We start from the raw sequence: 17,797 nt of genomic DNA on the forward strand, positions 1-17,797 counted from the left end.
ATAATATTCGATGGGCGCTAAAATTGCTGTTGGTAAGCGGTTGGTTGGGGCTTGCCATGCCTACTCAAGCCATCAGCCTAAGCGATGCCTTTGGCGATAGTGGCGCAAATGTAGGTACGATTAACCCTGCCAATGAGATCAGCGGTGTGCGCGTTGAGGGTGCAAAACCGCTGCCTGTGACACAAGCGTTTAATGTGACGATCAGCCAGCAAGACGCGCGTTTGACCATGCAAGCGCAGGTGCAAGATGGCTATTACGTCTATCGTGATAAGTTTAAATTGACCTTGCCCAACGGCGTAACCGCCACGCCGTTGACCTTTGGTGCAAAGCCAAGTTTTGTGGATGACCCCGATTTTGGGCGCGTGGCGGTGTTTGACCATGATGTCAGCGCGACCACAAGCTTAAAACTTGCCAAAAATTCAGCCAACCTCGCCAATGACAAAACTGTCACCTTAAAATGGCAAGGCTGCGCCAAGGCAGGTTTGTGTTATCCGCCGCAAACCGTGACCTTAACACTGGCAGATGTGCCACAACTTAGCCAGCCAAAAACCGAAACCGCCGAACAGCCTACAAAATCCGCTAGCGAACGTGTAGCGGCTGTCAACCCAGCCACCAATACCACAAATCCCAACGCGTCCACAAAATCAGCGATTTTACCAACGCAAGCTGCGTCTGTGCCTGCTCTTAGCGCGTCTACTACTGCGGCAAATATTGCCGATCGCGCGGCAAGTGCCACAGCAGATAGCAGTCAAAATGAATATCTAGCTGCCAGCGCCTCTGTGACGGCAAGCGCAAGTAACGCAGATGTGCCCATACTTGCATCCTCCAGTACTGTTGGTGCCATTATCAGCACCACGCCGTCACCCACCACCACCCAGACCACTTTACCAATCGATCGCCAAGCCAATGATCCGTTTGGACTCAATCAACATGCGGCGCTAGCGTTGCTGCTGTTGTTTTTGGCAGGGCTTGGGCTAGCATTTACGCCGTGCGTGTTGCCAATGTTGCCGATTGTCGCCAACATCGTCGCGCAAACCGCCAGTCGCAGCGATGGCAACAAAACCTCACGGCGGCGCGGTTTGGTTTTGACAGGTAGCTATGCCATCGGTGTGGCAAGCAGCTATGGTGTGTTGGGGGCATTGGTGGCGGTATTTGGGCAGTCACTTGGACTGGTCAATCGCTTGCAGCAGCCACCCGTGTTATTGGCGTTTGCTGCGCTGTTTGTCGTGTTGGCGTTGTATATGCTCGACAGATTACCGCTGCGGTTGCCTGCACCCATTGCGGCGCGTGTGCACAGGCTTGGGCAAGTTGGGCAAGCGCGTTTGGGCAGTGTGGGTGGTAGCTTATTGGCAGGGTTTTTCTCGGCGCTGGTCATGTCACCGTGTGTGTCTGCACCATTGGCAGGTGCGCTAGCAGGCGTGGCAGCAACGGGCAATGCGTGGCTCGGGTTTGGTGCATTATTCATGCTCGGGCTTGGGCTGTCCACGCCGTTGGTATTGCTGGCTGCGACACAAGGCACACTCATGCAGCGGTTGCCCAAGGCAGGCGCTTGGATGAATTGGGTCAAGGCAGGGTTTGCTTGGCTGCTGTTGGCAGTGGCATTGTTGCTGATTGAGCGTATCTGGCAGTCAAGCCTTGTGTTGCTCTTGTGGGCAGGTTGGTGGGCGGTGTTGGCATTGGGGACGTGGCAAATGCCCAACCAATTGCCAAATTCATCTGACCAGTTTGTTACCAACCACCTAAGCCGCCAATTGCTGTGGCGCGCGCCTGCGGTGCTAATGTTGGCATGGGTCGGGTGCTTGGTGGCAGGATTTGCCTCAGGCAGCCACAACAGCTTGCAACCACTTGATAAATTGACCGCACAAGCTGCTAGTCAGCCCACCAGTATGACCTCAGCAACTACACCTGCACCGATCACCATCACCGATGTCAATGCATTGCCTGCCTTGTTGGCGCAGCATCCGCGCGTGTTGGTCGAAGTCACCGCCGATTGGTGTTTGGAGTGCCGTTTGACGGAGCGCGACTTGTTTGCCGTGCCACCTGCTGAATTGGCTAATTGGCAGCGCGTACGGCTGGATGTCACTGCCGACACACCTGCTAGCCGTGCAGTATATCAAACGTTGGATATTTTTGCCCCACCTGTGTTGTTGTACTACCAAGAGGGCAGGTTACAGCTTAAACAGCAAGGCGCGGTATCGCGCAATCAGTTTGAGCAAACACTGGCGCGGCTACGTTAGCACCCAGCCAGTATTTAAAAAATCCAATCAAATCGGCAGATTACCATCTTTAAAATGGCTGTAATCGTCGCGCGGTAAATTTGTGCAACACGCTTGTCTAGCGTAGCACAATGTGTCATCATATACCCATTTATCCTAGCGTTTTTTTATCGACAAAGGCGAGCGCCCTGCTAAGCCTTAGGAATCGTCATGTCATCATTACCGCGATTATTCTCCTTGAGCGTGTTGGCATTGGCTATTTTGACCAATCCTGCACACGCCGCCAAAAGTAAGACCGCATCCAAGTCAGCGACCAGCAAAACCACCAAAAAGTCCACCGCCAAATCTCGTCGTCAGCCAACCACACGCAGCCAAACCTCTGCCGCAGCTGCCGCCAAAGACACGAATGCCGCTGCTGCCAATGCCGCTATCCCAAATGCTGCCAGTGACCAATCGCTTGCGCTGATTCAACGCTGTAGCAAGGAGTTTGACAACGCGGTGCGTTTGGCCTGTTATGATCGTGTGTCGGCGAACGCGGCGGCAGGCAATAGCGTATCGGCAAACGATGACACCAAAACGCCGCTGGATTTGGGCAAAACGTTGGCAGCAAGTTTGAGCGCGCGCCGCGCCGTGCCCGTGTTGGTGGATACCAATGCCGACGAGCTGACCAAGCAAAATGATAACGTTGGCGCTATTGAGGTCAAAGGCGTTAAGCCATCACAAGGTGACAAGCCAGCCACCCCCGTCAAAGTCACCAGTACTGACCCCGATGCCGCTCAACAAGTGCTTGATGAGGCAGGCATTACCGCCACCGATGTTGAGCGCTACACGCCGCTTAGCGTGTTGTATGACTTGGACAAAAATGATCCGCGCGGTATTTTTACCATTCGCCCCCACAAGCCCATGCACGTGTTGCCGCTATGGTATAGCGTCAGCCCGAACCGTGATCCGCACTCACCGCGCCTAGAGACACCCGAGGATTACCCCGACTATCAACACCTTGATAGCAAGGTACAAATCTCTTTAAAAACCAAAATGATGGAAGATTTGTTTGGCACGAGTGCGGACTTGTGGCTGGGCTATACACAAAAATTCTATTGGCAGATTTATAATTCCAAAGATTCGCGGCCGTTTAAATCATCGGATTATGAGCCAGAAGTGTTTGTCACCCAACCTGTGTTGGCGGATTTACCACTTGGTGGACGTTTGCGTATGGTGGGTGGCGGCTTTGTGCACCATTCAAACGGTGAATCTGAACCGCTGTCACGCTCGTGGAACCGCATTTATCTGATGGGCGGTGCAGAGTGGGGTAAGCTATCGGTGATTCCGCGCATTTGGGCGATTTTGCCAGACTTTGACAAAGACCATATCGACAACAAAGACATCGGCGATTATATGGGCTATGGCGATATCCGCTGGCAATACGCGCTTAGCAACCAACAAAGCCTTGGCGGCTTGGTGCGCTACAACCCTGCTGAGAACAAAGGCGCGGTACAGCTTGATTATGCCTATCCGCTACGCGGTGGTGTCAAGGCGTATGTCCAGCTTTTTCACGGTTATGGCGAGCGGATTTTGGACTATAACCACAAAGATACCAACATCGGCGTGGGCTTTATGTTCAACGATTTTCCGGGGATTTAACCCATGCTGGCAGGCAGCGCAAATCCCTACCTCAGCCAGCCGCCTGCTTGGTGGCAGTTACCGTTCGCGCCTGCGCTGGTGTGGCATGGCAGGTTTGGACACTGCCAGCTTTGCCGCTTGTATCCTTGTGTCACAAACACCGCTCACCAACTGGCGCGCACCAATCGGCATTGGTTGAACCGTTTGGGCTTTTTGTGCGCCTCTTGCCATGCCAGCATGGCTTGGCAAAAGGCGACCTTTCGGCTCAATCTTAGCAATGGCGATACACTGGCAGGTGTCGCCAGTACCGCGTATGCCTATCCGTATGAGCGCGTGATGACGCGCTACAAAAACCAACACAACCTAACCCAGCTGCTGCTGCTGGTGCACGCGGTGCGTCAGCTTGAGCCGCCACCAAAGTGCCATGCCGCAAGCAGCGTCATTATGCCTGTGCCAACGACCACAGACCGCCTGCGCGAACGCGGATTTGACGCGCTGGGCTGGTTGGCAAGGTATTTGAGTTTTCACTGGCAAATACCGTTGTTTACGGGGCTTGCCCGTCATGAACGCCAACGTCAGCAAGGCTTGAGCCGCGAGCAACGTTTAGACAACGTCAAGCAAGCGTTTTATCTAATGGCGCGTCCGTCAGCGCGGCATGTGATTTTATTCGATGATGTGGTGACGACGGGGGCAACCTTACAAGCCATCATCGAGGACAACCGCTTACACGATGGCAACTATCAGCTGCATGCGCGCGGAATCCTACACGGCGCTTAGGCGTTTGGTGGCTGGCAAAAACTGGCATTTGACCAGTTGAATATCCCCCGCCAACAACACCCCAATCACCGCATCCACGCTTTTTGTAGGGGTGACGCGCCAATCACCCAAAACCAAACGCCGCTTGCCAGCGGGCAGTACATGTTCGGCAGGGCGGTGGGTATGCCCGTGTAGTAAGCGGTCAGCAGATTGCAACGCGCGCTGCACCGCATCGCGATTGACATCCATGATGTGTTGTGCGGTTTGGGTTTTGACGTGGTTAGCCTGTTGGCTTGAGGCGCGTAAACGCGTGGCAAGGCGTTGGCGTTGGGATTTGGGCAAGGCGAGCAAGGCGCGTTTGGTGAATGGATTTTGTATGACCGCACGAAAACGCTGATAGCGTGTGTCATCGGTACACAGCGCGTCCCCGTGTTCGACACGCACACGCTGTTTGCCGACCTGCCAATGATACGGCTCAGCCAGTAGCTGGCCGCCAAACGCGGCGCAAAACCCTTGCCCCAGCAAAAAATCGCGATTGCCGCGCAGCACCAACACCGCACAGCCGCGCTGATTGAGCCGCCGAAGCCGCGCCAACATCGGGGCAAGCCATGCCGCGGTGGTGGGCGTACTGAGCAAATCATCGCCAAGCCACGCGGCAAACCAATCCCCCAAAATCCACAACTGGGCAAGATTTGGCAGGGTCAGCGCGTCATCTAGCAACGCCAAAAAAGCCTGCATCAGCGCAGGCTCATCGGGTGATAAATGGATATCACTGACCAACAGTGCCGTGATGGCATCCGCTTGTGTGCGTTGCAGCGACGTCCATACAGGCAGAGTGTTTGACATCACAACCCGTGGGGGATTATTTTTCAATCACACGCGCATGGGTGATGACAATCGGGGTTTTGGGCACATCGCCATGAAAACCGACTTTACCCGTGGGCACGCCTTTGATTTTATTGACCACATCCATGCCTTCAGTGACTTTACCAAATACGGCATAGCCCCAGCCTTGTGGCGTTTTGCTGGTATAGTTCAAAAAGCCGTTGTCTTTGACATTGATAAAAAATTGACTGGTGGCAGAATTTGGGTCACTGGTGCGCGCCATCGCCACCGTACCGATGTCATTGGTCAAACCGTTGTCGGCCTCATTGGCAATCGGTGCGTTGGTTGGTTTTTCGCGCATGTTAGCATCCATGCCGCCGCCTTGAATCATAAAGCCATCAATCACGCGGTGAAAAATCGTTCCGTCATAATGCCCAGATTTGACGTAGTTCAAGAAGTTTTCTACCGTTTTGGGCGCTTTTTCTTGGTTAAGTTCAATGACAATATTGCCTGCGGTGGTTTCAAGCTCAACGTATGGCATATCCATAAATTTCCTCATGCTTGTAAACAAAAATTTAGCGCGCCTAGTCTAGCCAATTTGCTGCCAAAAGTCACCTGTGCGATCGTCATGACTGTGTAAACATGTTGGGTTTTAATCAGCCAATCAGCCAAATCGCCTAGCAATTTACACCATACCTTACAACAGCCGTCAAACAATGGCTATGCTGCCAACCTTTGCTAAACCTTGCCAAAAGCTGTTAAAATAAGGCAATTTTCACACAATTTTTTATCCTCCTACCACCGTATTAGTTTTGGATTGTTGCTATGTCAAAATCGTCACCAAGCGCGCCTGCTGATTTGCCCGAAAAAAATGATTTTATCCGTGCCATTGTGCGCGAGGACGTGGCGCAGGGACGCTATGACGAAATCGTCACGCGCTTTCCACCAGAGCCCAATGGCTATTTGCATTTGGGGCATGTCAAGTCAATTTGCCTCAATTTTGGCTTGGCCGATGAGTTTGCAGGCGTGTGCCACTTGCGCTTTGATGACACCAACCCTGAGGCCGAAGAGCAAGAATTTGTGGATAACATCAAACAAGATGTCGAGTGGTTGGGCTTTCGTTGGGCAGGTGCGCCGCGTTACGCCTCAAGCTATTTTGAGCAGTTATACCGCTGGGCGGTGCAGCTGATTGAACAAGGCGATGCGTATGTGGACTTACAAACGCCTGAGCAAATTCGCATCAATCGTGGCAGTTTTGGGCAAGCAGGTGTGGATTCGCCCTATCGCAATGCCAGCATTGAGGAGAACTTGGCGCGTTTTGAGGCCATGAAAGCAGGTAAGTTTGCCAACGGTGCGGCGGTGTTACGGGCCAAAATCGACATGGCAAGCCCAAATATGAACCTGCGTGATCCTGTCTTATACCGCGTGCTGCACCGCGAACACCACCAAACAGGCGCTGCGTGGTGTATTTATCCGATGTATGATTACGCCCATCCGCTATCAGATGCGATTGAAGGCGTGACCCATTCGGTGTGTACGCTGGAATTTGAAGACCATCGCCCGTTTTATGATTGGGTGGTTGATAAAATCGGTTTTGCCAAACCACCGCACCAATATGAATTTGCGCGTCTCAACGTCAGCCACGTGCTAACCAGTAAACGCAAGCTCAAGCGTTTGGTGGCAGATGGCTTGGTCAGCGGTTGGGATGACCCACGTATGCCAACCGTGGCAGGTATGCGTCGCCGTGGCTATACGCCTGAAGGCTTGCGCGATTTTTGTGACCGCGTGGGGGTCAGCAAAGCCGATGGCGTGGTGGATTTTGGGCTGCTGGAGTTTAGCCAACGCCAATCGCTTGAGGATACCGCCGCGCGCGCCATGGCTGTACTAAATCCGCTCAAAGTGACCATCACCAACTTTGATGAAGCCGTTGCCGATGTCATGACGCTAAAAAAACCCAGCGTACAGGCGCGCCTTGCTGGTGATGTGTTGTGGCTGACCCAGCCCAAGCACCCAAATGCCGATGTCAATGCCGCCTTGGGCAACCGCGACATTCCATTTACCCGTCAAATTGTCATCGACCGCGCGGACTATGAAGTCACCCCACCTGAAGGCTACAAACGTCTATCGCCTGATAACCGCGAAATCCGCCTGCGCAACAGCTACATCCTTCACATTGATGAACATCGCACCGATGACGCAGGCAACGTTGTCGAGCTGTTGGCGACCATCGACCCCAAAACACTGGGCAATAACCCTGAAGGGCGTAAGGTCAAAGGCGTGATTCATTGGGTATCGGCGACGCATGGCGTGCCTGCCGAGGTACGCTTGTATGACCAACTATTCACCCAAGAAGACCCTGCCAAAATCGATATCGACAATCTGGCGCAACAAATCAACCCCGAATCCTTGCGCGTGGTGCATGCGTTGGTTGAGCCTGCGCTGGCAAATAGCGCGGCAGGTACGCGCTGGCAATTTGAGCGCGAAGGCTATTTTGTCGCCGACAGCCATGACCACAGCACCGAACACCCCGTGTTCAACCGCATCGTCACGCTAAGGGATGGCTATAAATAACCTGTTGCCAGCGTATTTGGGATAAAAGATATCTTAAACAATTGTATCAATTGGTCATTTTTTTGTAGAACTTGGGCAAAAACGGTCTGTTTGCCCATTTTAATGCGTGGCATTGTGCTAAAATTTGTTGTGTTAAAATTGGTAACAAAACGTTGGCTTTGGTAAATTTTGCTCAGTTTATAAACGATGGGTAAAATATCGTGGTGTTGTGACAAATTTGTCAAATAAAACGCAAAAATGTCGCGTTGGCAAACCCACCGCCCATCTAAGGCATCAACGTGGGGCATAAATTCATCAAATTTCCTTAAAGATGGCGATCCGCTTTGCTGGAGAATGGTGTTAGTATTTAGGGGAATCTCATGCGTTTGCAATTAACCTTGCAGACATAGATTGAAACATCAAAAAACGTGGTAGCAGCTATGAAAACAATCTTGAATCGACTGATGGCAGGCGCGTTGTTGGCAGCGTTGTCAATCTCAGCGCAGGCAGATTTGGTGATTCATTCAGGTGGACAAACAAGCTCAACTGGGCAAGGACGCGTGACATGGGGCGGCGAAAATAGCTTGAATAAAGCCCGCGCTATCATGTACAGCCAGCCAGCCTACAATACCACCTATAACAGCGGCTACAACAACAGCTACAGTGCGCCAAGCAGTAGTTACAGCGGCTGGAGTGAAGAGGACAATTTTAGCCCAAGCTGGCAAGCTGGCAGCACACGCGCAACGGGCAACTACTACGCCGCGTCCAAAGGTGCGTTGGTCATGGATGCCCTAAGTGGCCAGATTTTGTACGAAAAAAACGCTGACATTGCGCGCCCCATTGCGTCTATTAGCAAGCTTATGACCGCAATTTTGGTGGCAGAGTCGGGCGCGGATATGAATGAAATGCTGACCGTGGATTCACTGGATTTTAAAACCCCAAAAAAATCGGGCAGTGACCGCCTAAAAGTTGGCGACCAGCTTAACCGCGCCGAAATGCTGCTGATGATGCTGATGAAGTCCGAAAACCCTGCTGCCAAAGCCTTAGCGCGTACCGACCCCATGGGCTATGACGCATTTATCGCGCGTATGAATGCCAAAGCGCGTGAACTTGGCATGACCCAAACGGAATTTTATGACCCATCGGGGCTTGATTCACGCAATGTCGCCTCACCGCGTGATTTGGCGCAGTTGGTGCGCTATGCGTATCAGCATAATCTTGTGCGCAGCTTTAGCACCACCCCCAACCGTGATTTTTACGTCAATAATCTAAGCTCAGGCTTTCGCAGCATCTCAGCACGCAGTACCAATTACATGGTGCGCGATGGTTTGTACAGTCTAGGCTTGTCAAAAACGGGCTATATTCGCGAAGCAGGCAACTGCGTGGTATTTGAAACCAACGTTGGCAGTCGCCCAACGATTGTGGTCTTGCTTGGCGCGACAGATTCTAAAATGCGTTGGAATGATGCCGAAAACATCATCGCAAATTTAAGTATGCGTAAATACACATGATAGCCATTTAATAAAATAATCAGCAAGGTATTACCCCCAATACCTTGCTTTTTTTACTCACTATCAAAATCTATCCAGCAAAAACTACTGCGCGTGCTGCATGCAGGTGGTGGCAAATGGCACAGCTTGTAAGCGACCATCCTCGATATCCGATCCACACACCACGCACACACCGTATTGGCCATTATCCAAACGGCGCAAGGCTTGATTGACCAGCTCCAAATTATCCTGTGCCTCAACCAGCAAGTTTTTACGCATGTCGTTTTGCTCAGCAACGACGGCTTGGTCTTCCCAATCTTGTATCATGTCATCGGCAGGGTGGCGGATATCGTGCTCGATTTTGTCGATACGGGTTTCATATTCGTCTTTGAGCGCGTGGAGACGTTCAGCGGCGGCTTGATGATCCATGGCTATTTCCTTAAGTTTAACTAAAAAAATACCTAAAAAATTGACCAAATAATAGGTCAGCATTGATGGCTATTATTTGCCAAAATGGGCGTAATAGCAAGCCCAACCAAGCAATGCCACGCATCTGGGCTTTTTGACTGGCAAATCTGCGCCTAAATCTGCTAAACTGGGTACGATTTGCGCAGGTGTCAATCTGCTATCGGCAGGTTATCTGCGCCTCTATATGGATTGCAATTTTTTAGAATTTATAAACTTTTTACGTGGTTTTTAATAACCTGCTTTTGCTAAGGTGTGCTATGCAATTTAATCGCTTACAAGATTTTGATTTAGCTGGTAAAACGGTCTTAATTCGCCAAGATCTAAACGTGCCTGTCAAAGACGGCAAGGTCACCAATGACGCGCGTATTCAAGCCAGTTTGCCAACCATCCGCCAAGCCCTACAGCAAGGCGCGGCGGTGATTGTCTGCTCACACCTTGGGCGACCCGACCCTGCCAACATTGATGCCAAATACTCCTTGCAGCCTGTTGCCGATTACCTCACCCAAGCCTTGGGGCAACAGGTGCGTTTGGTCAGCGATTATTTGCAAAACGGTGTGGACGTACAGGCAGGCGATGTGGTACTGCTTGAAAACGTGCGTTTTAATGCAGGCGAAAAGAAAAACGATGCCGATCTTGCCAAGCAATACGCTAACTTGTGTGATGTGTTTGTCATGGATGCGTTTGGCACCGCACACCGCGCCGAAAGCTCAACCGAAGGCGTGATTCACCAAGCCAACGCCGCGTGCGCAGGGCCGTTGTTGGCAGCCGAGCTTGATGCGTTGGGCAAGGCCTTGCACAACCCTGCCAAACCCATGCTGGCGATTGTTGGCGGCTCAAAGGTTTCAACCAAATTGGATGTTTTGACCTCGTTGGCTGATATCTGCGACCAAATCATCGTCGGTGGTGGTATTGCCAACACATTTTTGGCAGCGCAAGGCGTGGACGTTGGCGCGTCATTGTATGAAGCGGATATGGTGGACACCGCGCGCGCCATCATGCAAAAAACCGATGTACTGTTGCCAAAAACGGTGGTGGTGGCTGACAAATCGGCGATTAATTTTGATGACTTTGTTGGCTCATTGGCACAAGCGCAAGCGGTCACCAAGTCCGTTGCTGATATTGGCGCAGATGACATGATTTTAGACATTTCTGCCGACAGCGCAGCGCAGATGGCACAAGCCATTCACACTGCCAAAACCATTTTGTGGAATGGTCCTGTGGGTGTCTTTGAGGACGACAAATTTGCCCAAGGCACGCAGATTATCGCGCAAGCCGTGGCAGATAGCACAGGCTTTAGCATCGCAGGTGGTGGTGATACACTGGCCGCGATTGACAAATTCAACGTTGCTGACGGCATTAGCTACACCTCAACAGGTGGCGGCGCGTTTTTAGAATTTGTTGAAGGCAAAACCTTGCCAGCCGTGCACGCCTTGAGCCAGCGTTATCAAGGGGCAGCGCAGGGCTAATCCACCACACGCCTTGCCTTTGTCAATGTTACACGCTACCGCAGCTTTGCTAAGCTAAATAGCCGATTGGTAATAAAATGTAGTTTAGTCGGTTTTAATATTGTTTAAGTGCATGGCTTAATTTAGACTAGCGTTCACTTTTAAGGTTAAAACCTTGCAATACGACACAAGACAAGTTTTGCGCTTTTCGGGTATCAAGAAAAGCGCGGCGTGAATAAAGGATATTTGCCATGAAAAAAGTTTTGATGGGTGTCATGTGTGCAGCGGTATTGGCGAGCAGTGCGTGCAGCGAGCGCACCGAGCAAGCCGCGGCGAATGGTAACCCACAGATGGCGGCGGATTCGGCAGGTCAAGACATCAAACAAAACACCGCCGAGTCGGCTGCGATGGTAGAACAAGCAGGGCAAAACGTGGCAGAGGCCGCACAAACAGGTGCGATGGTGGCAACCGGCGCAGCGATGAATGCTGGCGAGGCAATCGCCAGTGTCTCAACTGCCGCCACAGCAGCAACCGCCGACGCTGTTGCAACAGGCGCGCAAAATGTCGCGCAAGGTGCTGAAAATGTGGCGGATAAAGCCGCTGCCGCGCACAGTGGGGTCACTGATCCCAACCAAAATCCAAACTTAGTACCAGAAAAACAAAACTACTAATCAGGCGTTTTGGTCAGCGCCTAGTGACGGCTAAACGCCCAAGCCTGTGTGGGTTTGGGTTTTTATCTAACCAGTTGTGTCAAGTTTTGCCACCCATGCATGGTCTGTCACAGGTTTGGCATGGTTTTTGCTGGCAGATTTTGCTATACTGACAGTCACGCTAATTTAAGACAAATAACACGCAACCTTAAAATCGTTAAAGAGAATTTTATATGGCTTTAATCTCCTTGCGCCAGCTACTTGACCATGCCGCTGAACACAACTACGGTGTGCCTGCGTTTAACGTCAATAACCTAGAACAAATGCGCGCCATTATGATGGCAGCCGATGAAACCAATTCACCCGTGATTGTACAAGCCAGTGCAGGCGCGCGCAAATACGCAGGCGCGCCGTTTTTGCGCCATTTGATTTTGTCAGCGATTGAAGAGTGGCCGCATATCCCGGTGGTCATGCACCAAGACCACGGCACCAGTCCTGCCGTGTGCCAGCGTTCAATTCAGCTGGGTTTTTCATCGGTGATGATGGATGGCTCGCTCAAAGAAGACGGCAAAACGCCTGCGGATTATGACTATAACGTTGCCGTCACGCGTGAAGTGGTCAAAATGGCGCACGCGTGTGGCGTATCGGTTGAAGGTGAAATTGGCGTATTGGGCAGCCTTGAGACGGGCATGGCAGGTGAAGAAGACGGCGTGGGTGCTGAAGGACAGCTTGATCATTCACAGCTTTTGACCAGCGCGGATGAAGCTGAGCAGTTTGTCAATGACACCCACGTGGACGCGTTAGCCATCGCGGTGGGCACAAGCCACGGCGCGTACAAGTTCACTCGTCCGCCAACCGATGATATTTTGTCCATTGCGCGTATCAAAGAAATCCACGCGCGTATCCCCAATACCCATTTGGTCATGCACGGCTCATCAAGCGTACCGCAAGAGTGGCTTCAAGTCATCAACGAATACGGTGGCAACATCGGTGAGACCTATGGCGTTCCTGTTGAGCAAATCGTAGAAGCCATCAAGCATGGGGTGCGTAAGGTCAATATCGACACGGATTTGCGCCTTGCTTCAACGGGTGCTATTCGCCGTTATTTGGCACAAAATCCTGCCGAGTTTGATCCGCGCAAATACCTAAAAGAAACCATCAATGCGATGAAAGATATCTGTGTGGCGCGTTATACCGCATTTGGCACAGCAGGTCATGCCGATAAAATCCGCCCAATCAGCCTAGAAAAAATGGTTGATTACTACAAATAAGTGTTAGAAAAATTTAACCAAAGGCTAAGTTTGTCCCAGACAGGCTTAGCCTTTCATATTGCGTTATACAAACAGACAGTAACAGCATGATTGCAATATTACAAGGGCAGGTGTATGACCTGCTTGCGCCCATGGCGGTGATTTTGACCGCCAATGGCGTGGGCTATGAAGTTGAGTTGGCGCTCAATGCGTTTTGTCAATTGCAGCTTAATCAAACGGTGACGCTGTGGACGCATTTGGTGGTGCGTGAAGACGCGCAGCTATTGTATGGGTTTTTAAGCCAAGCTGAGCGGGATTTGTTCCGCGTGTTGCTCAAGGTCAATGGCGTGGGCGCAAAAATGGCACTGGCGATGATGTCCACCTTGAGCTTGGCTGAGCTACACCGCCATATCCAAAACCAAGACGAACACGCGCTGACCAAAATCCCTGGCGTGGGCAAAAAAACCGCCCAACGGCTGATTGTTGAGCTCACTGACAAACTTGCGCATATCGGCACAGGCGCGGTGATGACAGAGCTACCCGTGAGTGCGGCCTTGCCTGTGCAGGGTGTGAGCGAAGCGGTGGTGATTGCTGAGGTTGAGGCGGCGTTGGTGTCACTGGGCTATCGTGACAAAGAGGCGCAAGCAGCGATTAAAGTCGCCCGTGAGCACAGCCATATCAGCGCGGATGATTTGACCACCCAGCATTTGCTAAAACTTGCCTTGCGCGCCTTGGCGGTTTAAGCTGAGTGCGCTTTGAGCAGAACGTTTTCTAAATAGTGAATATTTTGCGCCTGCTCACAAAAGGCGGTGTCTGATAAAATCACATCACGGTGCAACGCGACATTGGTTGTGACACCCGTGATAATGAGCTCATCGAGTGCTTGACGCAGCTTGGCAAGTGCCTGCTTGCGCGTTTGCCCGTGGCAAATCAGCTTGCCAATCAAGGAATCATAAAAGGTTGGAATGGTGTAGCTAGGATAGAGGTGCGAGTCAAAGCGCACACCGCAGCCATTGGGCGCGAAAAAATGCTGCACCGTGCCTGGAGAGGGCAAAAACGTGCGCGGGTCTTCAGCATTGATGCGGCATTCTATCGCGTGCCCACGGACGCCAATCTCATCTTGGTGGTAGGACAGTCCATAGCCCGAGGCGATTTTGAGCTGCTCGACCACGATGTCGATGCCCGTTACCTGCTCAGTGACAGGGTGCTCAACCTGCACACGGGTGTTCATTTCAATAAAGAAAAATTCGCCATCTTCGTACAAAAACTCAAACGTCCCTGCACCCCGATAGCCCATTTGCTCACAGGCGCGCACACACGCGACCAGAATCGGTGCTTTGATATCGTCAGGAATATCGGGCGCAGGCGCTTCTTCAAGTACCTTTTGGTGACGGCGCTGCAAAGAGCAATCGCGGTCATACAGATGAATGGCGTTGCCTTGGCCATCGCCCAATACTTGCACCTCGACATGGCGCGGATTTTTGAGATAGCGCTCCATATACACGCTGTCATCACCAAACCACAGCTCGGCCTCTTGCTTGGCGGCTTGCAGCTGGGGGAGCAGGTGCTCGACGCGCTCGACGACGCGCATGCCGCGTCCACCGCCCCCTGCCGCCGCTTTGATAAGCAGCGGAAAACCAATCGCGCGCGCTTGCGCCTCAGCGTTTGCCAAGGTCACGCCTCCTGCTGAACCTGGCACGGTTGGTACGCCTGCTTTTTTCATCGCGTTGATGGCAGAAATTTTGTCGCCCATCAAGCGAATATGCTCAGCGGCAGGCCCAACAAACGTCAAGCCTGCCTCTTCGATACGCTCGGCAAATTCGGCATTTTCGGACAAAAAACCATACCCCGGATGAATAGCATCCGCGCCTGAGACATCGGCGGCGGTCAAAATCCGCTCAACATTCAAATAACTGTGGACAGGGCTGGGCTCGCCAATACAAATCGCTTCATCAACAAAGCGCAAGTGCATCAAATTGCTATCGGCCGTTGAATACACGCCAACGGTTTGGATACCCAGCTGCTTGCACGCGCGCACGATACGTAGCGCGATTTCTCCGCGGTTGGCGATGAGCAATTTTTTTATCATAATAATCTACATCAATCGTTTTATGACCAGCACCATGCTGGCAAGCCCTAGGCTTGATAGCGCACAATCGGTTGCCCAAACTGCACCACATCACCATTTTGTACCAAAATTTCGGCAATAATTCCACTTTGGGTTGCCTCAAGCGGATTCATGATTTTCATTGCCTCAATGATGCCCAGCGTGTCGCCTGCTTGCACACGTTGCCCCACTTGCACAAATGGTGCGTCATTCGGGCTTGGCGCAACATAAAACACGCCAACCATCGGCGATGGCTCAACCGCGCCTGCAGGCGTTGGTGTTACGGTGGGTATCGGTGCGGACATCGTGCTAGCACCTGCTTGCGGCAAATGGCGCAAAATAGCCACTTTTTTGTCGCCATCTTGCAATTCTAACTGGGCAAGCGCACGCTGCTCCATCAAATCAATCAGCTGTTTGATAAATGCGATGTCCATGTAATAGCCTTGTCTGATTCCGTTTACCGATTTTTGTGCGTTATTGGGTGCGGTGAAGGGCGTAGTTTACCAAGCACCACGCCGCGTGTTGCTTGGTATTGTAACAAGGTTTTTCAAAAAACGGTAGCATTATGCCCATGCCATAGACTGAATTTCAGCATTTGGCTCCTTAGGCAGGCTTAAAAAAACCTTACTGTTAGTGTGGGATAGCCGCGACATTGTTTTGCCAAATGACACATTGCGTGGCGTTTTGGCATAAAAAGTTTTGGTAAAACGGGCAAAAATCTGCTACAATACGCGGTCAAATTTATATCAAATACAGGCGGATGACCGCGTGATTGACCATAATACCTTCTAAATGCTAGGGCTGGGCAGGCAACTGTTCAGCCTTTTGCGGTTTTTGGCTGGTTAAAAATCGCTGTTGGGTGGTTGATAAGGGTAGGATGGCACACGCTGCACGCCGATGGCAAACGAGGTAATCCCATGCTCCGAATCGTAGATGAAGCCTTGACGTTTGATGATGTGCTGCTATTGCCTGCATACTCTGAAGTCTTGCCCAAAATGGTCGATTTAAAAACGCGCTTGACGCGTGATATCACCTTAAATTTGCCGTTGGTGTCAGCGGCAATGGACACGGTGACCGAAGCCAAAATGGCGATTTCGATGGCGCAATTGGGCGGCATTGGTATCATTCACAAAAATATGGACATCAGCCGCCAAGCGCGGCAGGTGCGCCATGTCAAAAAATTTGAAGCAGGCACGGTGGCTGACCCAATCACAGTCACGCCCGATACAACCGTTGGCGAGGTGCTGCGTATCACACGTGAAAACCGCATCAGCGGCGTGCCAGTGGTTGAGGGCAAACAGGTTGTCGGTATCGTGACCCACCGTGATGTGCGGTTTGTCACCGAGCTTGATGTCCCTGTGCGCAGCGTGATGACCCCCAAAGAAAAACTTGTCACGGTCAAAGAAGGCGAGTCGCAAGAGAACATCAAACGCTTGTTGCATGAACATCGTATCGAAAAAGTCATTGTTGTCGATGATGACGGTAAGCTAAAAGGCTTAATCACTGTCAATGACTTTACCAAAGCAGAGAATAACCCAAATGCCGCCAAAGACGCGCAAGGGCGTTTGCGTGTGGGCGCGGCAGTGGGTACAGGTGCAGACACCGAAGCGCGTGTGGAGGCTTTGCTTGCTGCCGATGTGGATGTCATCGTGGTGGATACCGCCCACGGGCATTCAAAAGGCGTGATTGACCGCGTGGCATGGGTCAAACGCAACTACCCACAGGTGCAAGTTATCGGCGGTAATATCGCCACCGCCGATGCGGCATTGGCATTGCGCGATGCAGGCGCAGATGCGGTCAAAGTGGGTATTGGCCCTGGCTCAATTTGTACCACACGCATCATTGCAGGCATTGGCGTGCCGCAGATTTCGGCAATTAGCAATGTGGCAGACGCGCTTAAAGATGAAATTCCGCTGATTGCTGACGGTGGGATTCGCTTTTCGGGCGATATTGCCAAAGCCTTGGCGGCAGGCGCGTCGTCGATTATGATTGGTAGTTTGCTGGCAGGTACTGAAGAAGCGCCCGGTGAGGTGGAGCTGTACCAAGGGCGGTATTACAAAGCCTATCGCGGTATGGGCAGCCTTGGCGCGATGAGCGGACAAAACGGCTCGTCTGATCGTTATTTTCAAGACAGCAAAGATGGTGTGGAAAAATTGGTGCCCGAGGGCATTGAGGGACGCGTCCCTTATAAAGGCCCTGTCACCGCCATTGTCAATCAACTGGCAGGTGGGGTGCGCTCGTCGATGGGCTACACAGGATGCGCGAATATCGAAGCGATGCGCAAACAACCCCAGTTTATCAAAGTCACCTCAGCAGGGATGAAAGAATCGCACGTGCATGACGTGCAGATCACCAAAGAAGCGCCAAATTACCGCATTGATTAATCACGTATGGGTTCAACATAATACATCAGATAAATT

15 protein-coding genes are annotated in these 17,797 nt (G+C 51.8%); 10 read left to right on the top strand and 5 right to left on the bottom strand.

The window, feature by feature from the left end:
- The first annotated feature begins 56 nt into the window (after positions 1-56).
- The 3 genes from AC5L4R_RS00960 to AC5L4R_RS00970 all read left to right on the top strand — a co-directional run bounded on the left by AC5L4R_RS00960 (position 57) and on the right by AC5L4R_RS00970 (position 4,613).
- Positions 57-2,237: a cytochrome c biogenesis protein CcdA gene (locus AC5L4R_RS00960; RefSeq protein WP_494473471.1), complete on the top strand. Its 2,181-nt coding sequence runs from the start codon at positions 57-59 to the stop codon at positions 2,235-2,237.
- A gap of 189 nt (positions 2,238-2,426) precedes the next feature.
- Positions 2,427-3,857, top strand: a complete 1,431-nt coding sequence (locus AC5L4R_RS00965; protein WP_494473472.1) for a phospholipase A — start codon at positions 2,427-2,429, stop codon at positions 3,855-3,857.
- 3 nt (positions 3,858-3,860) lie between these two features.
- Complete coding sequence (locus tag AC5L4R_RS00970) at positions 3,861-4,613, top strand: ComF family protein (RefSeq protein ID WP_494473473.1); 753 nt, start codon at positions 3,861-3,863, stop codon at positions 4,611-4,613.
- On the opposite strand, the gene AC5L4R_RS00975 is transcribed toward AC5L4R_RS00970, so the two are convergent.
- On the bottom strand, positions 4,599-5,438 hold the full coding sequence (locus AC5L4R_RS00975) for a UDP-2,3-diacylglucosamine diphosphatase (RefSeq protein ID WP_494473474.1): 840 nt from the start codon (positions 5,436-5,438) through the stop codon (positions 4,599-4,601). The two genes, AC5L4R_RS00970 and AC5L4R_RS00975, sit on opposite strands and share 15 nt — an antisense overlap.
- 16 nt (positions 5,439-5,454) lie before the next feature.
- The gene (locus tag AC5L4R_RS00980) at positions 5,455-5,964 is read right to left on the bottom strand and encodes a peptidylprolyl isomerase (protein ID WP_067055938.1); all 510 of its coding nucleotides are present in this window, start codon (positions 5,962-5,964) and stop codon (positions 5,455-5,457) included.
- Between the two features lie 278 nt (positions 5,965-6,242).
- Here AC5L4R_RS00980 and AC5L4R_RS00985 point away from each other — a divergent pair, with 278 nt between their 5' ends.
- Complete coding sequence (locus AC5L4R_RS00985) at positions 6,243-7,988, top strand: glutamine--tRNA ligase/YqeY domain fusion protein (protein WP_494473475.1); 1,746 nt, start codon at positions 6,243-6,245, stop codon at positions 7,986-7,988.
- Positions 7,989-8,407: 419 nt separating this feature from the next.
- Complete coding sequence (locus AC5L4R_RS00990; protein WP_494473476.1) at positions 8,408-9,478, top strand: D-alanyl-D-alanine carboxypeptidase family protein; 1,071 nt, start codon at positions 8,408-8,410, stop codon at positions 9,476-9,478.
- A gap of 84 nt (positions 9,479-9,562) precedes the next feature.
- On the opposite strand, the gene AC5L4R_RS00995 is transcribed toward AC5L4R_RS00990, so the two are convergent.
- Complete coding sequence (locus AC5L4R_RS00995; RefSeq protein WP_494473477.1) at positions 9,563-9,886, bottom strand: TraR/DksA family transcriptional regulator; 324 nt, start codon at positions 9,884-9,886, stop codon at positions 9,563-9,565.
- A 296-nt stretch (positions 9,887-10,182) separates the two neighbouring features.
- Here AC5L4R_RS00995 and AC5L4R_RS01000 point away from each other — a divergent pair, with 296 nt between their 5' ends.
- The 4 genes from AC5L4R_RS01000 (at position 10,183) to ruvA (ending at position 14,013) form a co-directional block, all read left to right on the top strand.
- Positions 10,183-11,391, top strand: a complete 1,209-nt coding sequence (locus AC5L4R_RS01000; protein ID WP_494473478.1) for a phosphoglycerate kinase — start codon at positions 10,183-10,185, stop codon at positions 11,389-11,391.
- A 230-nt stretch (positions 11,392-11,621) separates the two neighbouring features.
- Positions 11,622-12,041 carry a hypothetical protein gene (locus tag AC5L4R_RS01005; RefSeq protein WP_494473479.1) on the top strand — a complete coding sequence of 140 codons (420 nt, stop codon included), beginning with the start codon at positions 11,622-11,624 and terminating at the stop codon, positions 12,039-12,041.
- A gap of 212 nt (positions 12,042-12,253) precedes the next feature.
- Positions 12,254-13,291: a class II fructose-bisphosphate aldolase gene (gene fba / locus AC5L4R_RS01010; protein WP_494473480.1), complete on the top strand. Its 1,038-nt coding sequence runs from the start codon at positions 12,254-12,256 to the stop codon at positions 13,289-13,291.
- 86 nt (positions 13,292-13,377) lie between these two features.
- Positions 13,378-14,013, top strand: coding sequence for a Holliday junction branch migration protein RuvA (ruvA, locus tag AC5L4R_RS01015; RefSeq protein ID WP_494473481.1), 636 nt, complete (start codon positions 13,378-13,380; stop codon positions 14,011-14,013).
- Here ruvA and accC read toward each other — a convergent pair.
- Positions 14,010-15,359 (bottom strand): acetyl-CoA carboxylase biotin carboxylase subunit, encoded by a 1,350-nt coding sequence (accC, locus tag AC5L4R_RS01020; protein ID WP_494473482.1) that lies wholly within the window; start codon positions 15,357-15,359, stop codon positions 14,010-14,012. The two genes, ruvA and accC, sit on opposite strands and share 4 nt — an antisense overlap.
- A gap of 47 nt (positions 15,360-15,406) precedes the next feature.
- A complete protein-coding gene (locus AC5L4R_RS01025) occupies positions 15,407-15,811 on the bottom strand; it encodes an acetyl-CoA carboxylase biotin carboxyl carrier protein (RefSeq protein ID WP_494473483.1) in 405 nt (134 codons plus the stop codon).
- A 483-nt stretch (positions 15,812-16,294) separates the two neighbouring features.
- On the opposite strand from AC5L4R_RS01025, the gene guaB reads away from it, so the two are divergent.
- The gene (gene guaB / locus AC5L4R_RS01030; RefSeq protein WP_494473484.1) at positions 16,295-17,761 is read left to right on the top strand and encodes an IMP dehydrogenase; all 1,467 of its coding nucleotides are present in this window, start codon (positions 16,295-16,297) and stop codon (positions 17,759-17,761) included.
- The last annotated feature ends 36 nt before the right edge of the window (positions 17,762-17,797 follow it).

This window comes from Faucicola sp. SE7633, from assembly GCF_059264685.1.

Excerpts from the sequence above, each read along its gene's own strand:
- fba (WP_494473480.1), top strand. The coding sequence starts at position 12,254 with ATGGCTTTAATCTCCTTGCGCCAGCTACTTGACCATGCCGCTGAACAC.
- AC5L4R_RS00975 (WP_494473474.1), bottom strand. The coding sequence starts at position 5,438 with ATGTCAAACACTCTGCCTGTATGGACGTCGCTGCAACGCACACAAGCG.
- AC5L4R_RS01025 (WP_494473483.1), bottom strand. The coding sequence starts at position 15,811 with ATGGACATCGCATTTATCAAACAGCTGATTGATTTGATGGAGCAGCGT.
- AC5L4R_RS00985 (WP_494473475.1), top strand. The coding sequence starts at position 6,243 with ATGTCAAAATCGTCACCAAGCGCGCCTGCTGATTTGCCCGAAAAAAAT.
- AC5L4R_RS00995 (WP_494473477.1), bottom strand. The coding sequence starts at position 9,886 with ATGGATCATCAAGCCGCCGCTGAACGTCTCCACGCGCTCAAAGACGAA.
- ruvA (WP_494473481.1), top strand. The coding sequence starts at position 13,378 with ATGATTGCAATATTACAAGGGCAGGTGTATGACCTGCTTGCGCCCATG.
- AC5L4R_RS01005 (WP_494473479.1), top strand. The coding sequence starts at position 11,622 with ATGAAAAAAGTTTTGATGGGTGTCATGTGTGCAGCGGTATTGGCGAGC.
- AC5L4R_RS01000 (WP_494473478.1), top strand. The coding sequence starts at position 10,183 with ATGCAATTTAATCGCTTACAAGATTTTGATTTAGCTGGTAAAACGGTC.
- AC5L4R_RS00970 (WP_494473473.1), top strand. The coding sequence starts at position 3,861 with ATGCTGGCAGGCAGCGCAAATCCCTACCTCAGCCAGCCGCCTGCTTGG.
- AC5L4R_RS00980 (WP_067055938.1), bottom strand. The coding sequence starts at position 5,964 with ATGGATATGCCATACGTTGAGCTTGAAACCACCGCAGGCAATATTGTC.
- guaB (WP_494473484.1), top strand. The coding sequence starts at position 16,295 with ATGCTCCGAATCGTAGATGAAGCCTTGACGTTTGATGATGTGCTGCTA.
- AC5L4R_RS00990 (WP_494473476.1), top strand. The coding sequence starts at position 8,408 with ATGAAAACAATCTTGAATCGACTGATGGCAGGCGCGTTGTTGGCAGCG.
- AC5L4R_RS00960 (WP_494473471.1), top strand. The coding sequence starts at position 57 with ATGCCTACTCAAGCCATCAGCCTAAGCGATGCCTTTGGCGATAGTGGC.
- AC5L4R_RS00965 (WP_494473472.1), top strand. The coding sequence starts at position 2,427 with ATGTCATCATTACCGCGATTATTCTCCTTGAGCGTGTTGGCATTGGCT.
- accC (WP_494473482.1), bottom strand. The coding sequence starts at position 15,359 with ATGATAAAAAAATTGCTCATCGCCAACCGCGGAGAAATCGCGCTACGT.